The following is a 7410-nucleotide window of genomic DNA, read 5'->3' as shown; positions in this document are numbered from 1 at the left end:
TGGCATTCAACCCTCACTATACACTAAATTCATATCTTATCATATTCGGACTATTAGGAAAAGGGCTATACTACTGTACGCCTAAAAGCTCAGTTGAGAACAGTGAGGTTGAAAAGGGTACAAGACGCATCCACTGCTAATTTTATAACCACTCCCCTACCCTTTCTAGCTGTTTATAGCTGTTAAATCTCAGGAATTTATCAAAATACGGAGAGGCAATAAAGGGAGTGGTGTTCCTTAAATAATTAGATAGAAAATCTGGCAGATCATTTTTTAACTCTTGCATTTTGTATCTATAATTTTGTATAGAAATAACTTTTATTTTATCATAATCAAGTTTCCAATAAGCAAGTTCTGAAACTTCTCTTCTTGTTATATGTTCTACCGCTAAGGCTTGTAAAATTAATTGCGGAAAAAATCCTGACATAACTTCCTCGTTGGAAGGTGGCGAACCAAGTTTATAGTCTATAATTGCTACTTGCCCACTTGGTAGATACTCAACCCTATCGCACCTTGCTGTTAGTAAAATTTCTTGTGGCCTATTTGTCATCCAAGCAGTTTCATACTGGGATACATCATCACAAGAACCAGCGTCACGCGCTGGAATGACACCAATATGAAATATCGGACAGGAAAAGCTCTTTTCCAACTCAACATAATTGCTTCTAGTTTTATTAAATTCGACAAAAGATTGAATTATCCTTTGCAGCCTTACCCACCACATATTTGAAAAATTAAACTGACTAGTCGAGAATACTTCTCGTGCAATGTTCATTGGCGACTTTTTGTTGCGTAAATATCTCTCAAGAATGTTGTGCACCATAGTACCAAATTCCAATATCGATGGCTTAAAATTTAAGTCTTTTAGCTGTCTAAGGTTCAGTATATATTCAACGTAAAATGAATAAGGGTTACGAATCAGTTTTTCCACCGCACTGCAAGACATCACTTGCATTTTTTCTTGTCTGACTTCAGTTTGGGGCTTTGGCATAGGCTGCGCACACGGAACAATATATTCAGGCATATTCAACATTCTCAGCCAATCACGGTAAGGGTATTTTGGTTCTTGCAACAGAACTTCCAAACGACGCAATAGAATTGGCTTCCTATCGCTCAGCAATCTCGTGATATAAACCTTGCTTGCACCAAATAAATTGCGCAAAGTATACAAAAAATATCCCTGTTCTTCTTGCACAGAAGGAAGGTTAAATTTTTCTCTTGTTAGCGCATTCAAAAATGGACTTTGAAAACTTGGCATATCATGAAATCCAGCAAGTATTACAACTTTATTGTGATATAAGCTGAATTTATTGAAGTTGCTTTCTACAGAAAAAAACTCTTGCTTTAAAAATAACGTCAGAATTTGGTTATATAACTCCAAGGAACATTTAATTGCTATACCCTCACATGCATTTAAGAAATCACAGATAAAATTACCCATTTCATTATTTAGCTCTGAAAAATTCACATTAGAAAGCATATTAATACACTGTAAATGAGCTGCTATTACATCAGAAATAGAGCAATTCATAACATTGATTAAGTGATTGAATATAGTCTCTAACTTATTGATAATAAGCAATATATCCTCTTTGTACTTCAGCTTTTCATGGGCATTGATAGCATTTATAATATCGCTCAGGCCGTTTGTACTGAAGCTACGTAATACCTCTATCTCAAACTCAGATAAAATTCGAGTGTACTCTTCCTGAATATAACCAAAAGTCACTAGCCTATGTTTCAGGAGTGAAAGTAATGCCACGCTGTCCCAATTCGAGGTCAAAACTTCGATACTATGAATTAAAAGCGTTATGTAAGAATAGTTTTCCGGCGTGGAACATGCCACACGAGCTGCAAGTAATTTATCAAAGACAACCAAAGAAACGTTTTCATAACCTTCATTCTCTATAATTAATGACATCACTTGTGCTTCTTCCTCCCTAGAATCACAAGTGATGACTTCGATATTTTCAATACACCCATCACTAACTTTACTTAGATCGGCAGTTGTATCGAAGATGTACTCAATGATTTCGTTACCCACAGCATTCAAGCAGATCACATTCTCTCTATCCACATTTAGATAATCCAACAAATTTTTCAGGCAATATTGATAGTGTCTTTTATCAAGCGATTTCCAATCTTTCTCTTTAATTTTCAAATTCAGGTTAGATAAAATTATCTTTCCAAGTGGTAAGTCATATATAGCCTTGATCAATGACTGATAAATTTCTCCCTTTTCAATCCCAACAAAGATTGTATGCTGATCTTTTTGTAAAGAAACTATCATATTGTTTATGTAGTCACTTTTATGTTTTAATATATCCACTACTCCTAAATCTTTTAAGGTCTCATTCCAAGTTTCAATAAGTAGATTTGTAAAATTTTCTATTTTCTTCGAATGCTCATCAAGCTGATAACAATCTGTTATTTGGATATACTGAAGCAGTGATGGCAAGCTATAAGCTAAATCTATGGGGAAATTGTCGTTATTTTTTTTATTCCACTCCAATATGAATTGAATAAGTAGTAGCGTTCTTTTCATCGGATTGATAACTTTAACTCTATCAAGATTTAATATTAAATCTTCTTCATCAATGTTCTCTAGTGAAACTATCTCTGGCAGAATTATGCATTCTTTAGCGCTGCAATTCTTGAATGCACTCAGCAGCGCTATTACATCTCTTTTGCAAGGAAGTATGATCCTTATCTTAGGAATTTCTTCTTTTTCATATTCAGAAAATATGTGCTGAACCAACACATCAAAAAAGTATTCATCTACATTAACGGTAAAAACTTTTCCCACGAAAGATACTAACTAATATGATGCTTTATTGTACAGAAAAATATAAATATGCTCACAGTTTCTTATGTTATTATATATCAAATTCTTTAATGACATTGCATGATAAACATCAGGATAGAAGTTTTAAATAAATGTGAGCAAGTCGAACACAGGCGAGTAGTCAACGTTTACTCAATTTACATAAGTAAAGAATTACCTTTAAAATTATATGAAGAAATCTGTGGGCTATTTTATAATGGGATCATACAAGACTGCCGTTATTATTTCTATAATGAAGACCTTCAATATGACTTCATAGAACCACAAGCCGAGTGGGGTTTAGAGATAAGCTTCTTACCTGGCATGACCGATAACATAGGCAACACAGCAAAACAGATTGTTAGAGAGTATTTAATAAGCAAAGGCCACATTGACAAAAATGTTTATATCAAAGCAAGAAGTTCAAAACTGATCTTGGGTAAAGGGAGTATGCCAACCGAAGATGACATAACACAGGAATTCAACCCTATCACTGAGTGTTGCACGCTTATCTATAAGGAAAATGGCAATTACCATTGGAAGTATTACGGTAAATTAAATACCTCACCTGGTGTCATTCCAGCGCGTGACGCTGGAATCTATGGATCCCAGTGTCGGAGCACTGGGATGACAAGAGAAAAGACTGAGATGACAGAAGATAGTACTAAATCCGTCAACCTAAATGTAAGTGATCAAGAACTTGAGAAGATCAGCAGAGATGGGATCGATGGTAATGGCACTTTGGGACTTTCTCTTACAGCAATGAAAGTCATAAGGGATTACTTCAAAAAATTCGATAGAAATCCATACAACATTGAACTTGAGTCCCTAGCGCAAACTTGGTCTGAACATTGCAAACACAACATCTTTTGTTCCCCCATCGATGAAATAAAAGATGGCCTATATGCACATTATATTAAGCGTGCAACGCGTGAGATAAATTCTGACATATGCGTATCAGTTTTCTCCGACAATGCAGGAGGAATAATTTTCGATGACGATTACTTAATTGTAGATAAAGTTGAAACTCACAATAGCCCTTCAGCTCTCGACCCATTTGGTGGAGCTATGACTGGAGTGCTCGGAGTTAACCGCGATATAGTAGGTTTCGGCAAAGGTGCAGAACCTATAATGAATACTTATTATTTTTGTTTTGCCAAAGAAGCAAAAGGCAAATTTTATAGGGATAAAGAACGCACTGATGAGATCTTACCACCGAAATATATAATGAAGGAAGTGATTCGCGGCGTTAATGTTGCTGGCAATTGCTCCGGCATTCCAACACAACTTGGATCGGTATATTTTGACGACAGGTTCTGTGGAAAGCCATTGGTCTTTGTTGGAAGTGTTGGAATTACTCCACGCAATATAAATAACGCACCTTCACACATCAAAAAGCCTAAAAATGGTGATAAGATTGTAATTATTGGTGGAAGAGTTGGAAGAGACGGAATTCACGGTGCAACGTTCTCTTCAGAGGCGTTGTCGGGAAACAGTCCCTCAACAGTTGTGCAAATTGGTGATCCTATAACACAAAAAAAATTATCTAATGCCATCGTAGAGGCAAGAGACCTTGGTCTTTATAATGCAATAACAGACAACGGAGCAGGTGGACTGTCGTCGTCTATTGGTGAAATGGGAAAGGATGGATTTGAAGTTGATTTGAGCAAGGTTCTACTTAAAAACGATGGTATGGCCCCATGGGAAATATGGATATCAGAATCACAAGAGAGAATGACCTTAGCAGTGCCAGAAGAAAATCTTCCCATGTTTAAGCAAATCATGGAAAAACATGATGTGGAAGTCAGCGTAATTGGAGAGTTCAACAATAGTGGTAAAGCTGCTGTTAAATGTCCCAAAGGAGCAGTAATAATGGATATCGAAACTGAGTTCTTGCATGATGGCAATCCTAAGATGCATTTACAGACAAGGCCGTGGTCTAAGGAGGCTACTGTTAAGCATAACGCTGGAATAACAGTAAGTCAAGAAACTGAACTAAAAGAAATGCTAAGCAGACCAAACATTTGCAGCAAAGAGTTCATAGTGGTGCAATACGACCACGAAGTTCAAGGTTCGTCAGTGCTGAAACCACTGCAGGGTAAAGGAAGGGTGTGCAGCGAAGCTGTTGTTTCAAAACCAGTTCTTTCCTCAAATAAAGGGGTTGTGAAATCGCAGGGATTTGGTTCGAGCTATGGAGAAATTGACACTTACCACATGGCAGCATGTGCAATTGACACTGCCATACGCAACTATGTAGCTGCAGGAGGAAATATAAATCACTTGGCATTGCTCGACAATTTTTGCTGGTGTGATGCTTATAATCCAGAAAGGCTGTGGCAACTAAAGAAAGCTGCAGAGGCTTGTTATGACTTTGCAACTGCATTTAAAACGCCATTCATATCCGGCAAAGACAGTATGTTTAACGACTTCAAGGGGCATGATAAAAATGGCGGGAAAGTGATGATATCTGCCCCACCTTCGCTACTTATTTCAGCAATTGGAATTATAGAAAATATTGAAAATGCGGTATCGCTTGATGTGAAAATGCCAGGAGATTTGATATATGTGCTCGGTACAACCTACGACGAACTTGGTAGATCTGAATATCAATTATACAGTGGAATAGGCAATAACAATGTACCAAAAGTTGATGCAAAGAGCGCCAAGAAGTTGTACGAGCGTTACAACCTAGCAATAAGAGATGACATAATTGCCTCTGCAATTGCACCAAACTTAGGCGGATTAATTATCGCTCTGGCAAAATCGCTAATTGCAGGAGATCTCGGTGCTGAAATCGATCTTTCGCTGGTGCCAATAGGAGAAACGCAAAATACAGATATAATAAATAAGATAATAATGTTTTCCGAATCACAAAGTAGAATTTTGGTTACTATTGCCCCGCAAAATCAGAAGAGGTTTGAAGAATTGTTTAAAGGTGTAGTTTTCTCATGTATCGGCAAAGTGACAGAGGAAAAAGCTCTCAATATAAAGGATATCTTAAAAGTAGACCTGAAGGATTTAGGATTGTAACATACCAGTTTAAAATACTCTTTTTATTATGTAAATAATTCTTTCACTATATATAATGTTTACTTAAAATAAATATATGTTATTGCTTTTGTGTAGGTAATTATGCCCATTCTATCAATTCTTTTGTTCATTAGTATTTTTTTACTCAATACTTCAAATAAATTAGCGGTATGTGCCGCCTTAGTTACAGGAGCTACTTTAGTTGTAAATTCAATGGTTGAGTTTTATGGCAGGAAAGAAGCTATATACAGCTTAATAACGTGCACAGTGTTATGTTGTGTTCTTAAATGGCAAAACTTTAGCTTGATAATATTGATCTCATACACTGCAATTTTTGTATCCCTCCTCTCAAGTATAATTGTTTTTGAAAAATTAAAGTCTAAGTTTGACTTGCATATAGCAAATTTCATTGCTTTAATTACAACATCGTTAATTGATAGCACTGTTGTGTATGTTGGGTTACTATACAAATTTTCTGCAGGTAAATGCTTATCAATATATATCAGAGAGTTAGTTTTTAAATTTTCTTATACATCAATATTAAGTATCTGTTTACTCGCAGCAGCACATTTATTTTATTTCGCAAAAAGAAAACATATTAAGTTTTTCGTGTAACTTGCTTTATGATAGACTTCTGATACACAGCACTAGCAAAATTGTGTATTCATACATTGGGATTTTCTTACTTTAGTGATCAAACAGCTAAAATATATTGACTTTATACACAATATTAGCTTTAAACCAGTAAAGTAGATTTCAACATATGCGTTTCCTTTGTTCTAACTATGTTCTTTTTTTGTCCCTATGTTGCTTTTCACTTTCTTCATTATCTGTAACACAAACTGATGCTTCAGTAACAGCTACACCACAAAGGAAAAAAAAAGTAGTCGATAATACTACTGTTATAAAACAACCAAGGCAAATCATTGAAATGCAAGAAACTGACAAAAATGAAGAGTTTATTCCAATTCCAAAAAGAAAAAAGAGTATAGATGAAAAACTGAGAAAGCCTAGAGAAACAAAGAATGAGATAAAAAGCGAAAAGAGTGCTGAGAGTAAAAAGAATGAGTTAGTCGTAGCAAAAATTATCGATTCTATAAGAAACAAGCTCACAAAATGCTGGAGCATTCCTGAAAGCATAGCTTACAAAGAAAATTTTAGTATAAAAATTAACCTATTATTATCCAATCAAGGTGAAATAATTATGGCTGATGTAGCAGACAGTAGTTCCTATAAAAACAATCCACTTTTTAGATCAATGGCAGACAATGCAATGCGTGCAGCATATAAATGCAGCCCAATAACCGGCTTGCCCATTGAACATTACCACATTTGGCGTGAAGTGACACTAGACTTTATTTTAAATGGGTGAAACGATCTTACAGAGAAATTGGAGAGAAAGTTTAGATGTAATAGTTTAGAATGTTTTAAAGGCTATAACTCCGGAATAGTGTGAAGAGTTATGTCGTTATGTCCTGTTAGATAAAACTCACTGTCTGCATCTGTTACCTGATATTCTTTATCAATTTCAGTGGCATTATAAGTGCGACAGTCCG

At 35.7% G+C, this 7410-nt stretch carries 4 protein-coding genes; 2 read left to right on the top strand and 2 right to left on the bottom strand.

Annotated features, from left to right (window positions below; genetic code table 11):
• Positions 1–142: 142 nt before the first annotated feature.
• A complete protein-coding gene (locus tag HET73_RS04855; RefSeq protein WP_174134111.1) occupies positions 143–2806 on the bottom strand; it encodes a PD-(D/E)XK nuclease family protein in 2664 nt (887 codons plus the stop codon).
• Positions 2807–2905: 99 nt separating this feature from the next.
• Here HET73_RS04855 and HET73_RS04850 point away from each other — a divergent pair, with 99 nt between their 5' ends.
• The gene (locus HET73_RS04850) at positions 2906–5854 is read left to right on the top strand and encodes a phosphoribosylformylglycinamidine synthase subunit PurL (RefSeq protein ID WP_174133167.1); all 2949 of its coding nucleotides are present in this window, start codon (positions 2906–2908) and stop codon (positions 5852–5854) included.
• Between the two features lie 224 nt (positions 5855–6078).
• Here HET73_RS04850 and HET73_RS04845 read toward each other — a convergent pair whose 3' ends face one another.
• On the bottom strand, positions 6079–6324 hold the full coding sequence (locus tag HET73_RS04845; protein ID WP_174133168.1) for a hypothetical protein: 246 nt from the start codon (positions 6322–6324) through the stop codon (positions 6079–6081).
• Positions 6325–6617: 293 nt separating this feature from the next.
• On the opposite strand from HET73_RS04845, the gene HET73_RS04840 reads away from it, so the two are divergent.
• Positions 6618–7226, top strand: a complete 609-nt coding sequence (locus HET73_RS04840; RefSeq protein ID WP_174133169.1) for a hypothetical protein — start codon at positions 6618–6620, stop codon at positions 7224–7226.
• The last annotated feature ends 184 nt before the right edge of the window (positions 7227–7410 follow it).

This window comes from Wolbachia endosymbiont of Atemnus politus, from assembly GCF_013309895.1.
Note: the sequence above shows the minus strand (reverse complement) of the source record. Positions and strands in the feature narration are given on the sequence as shown.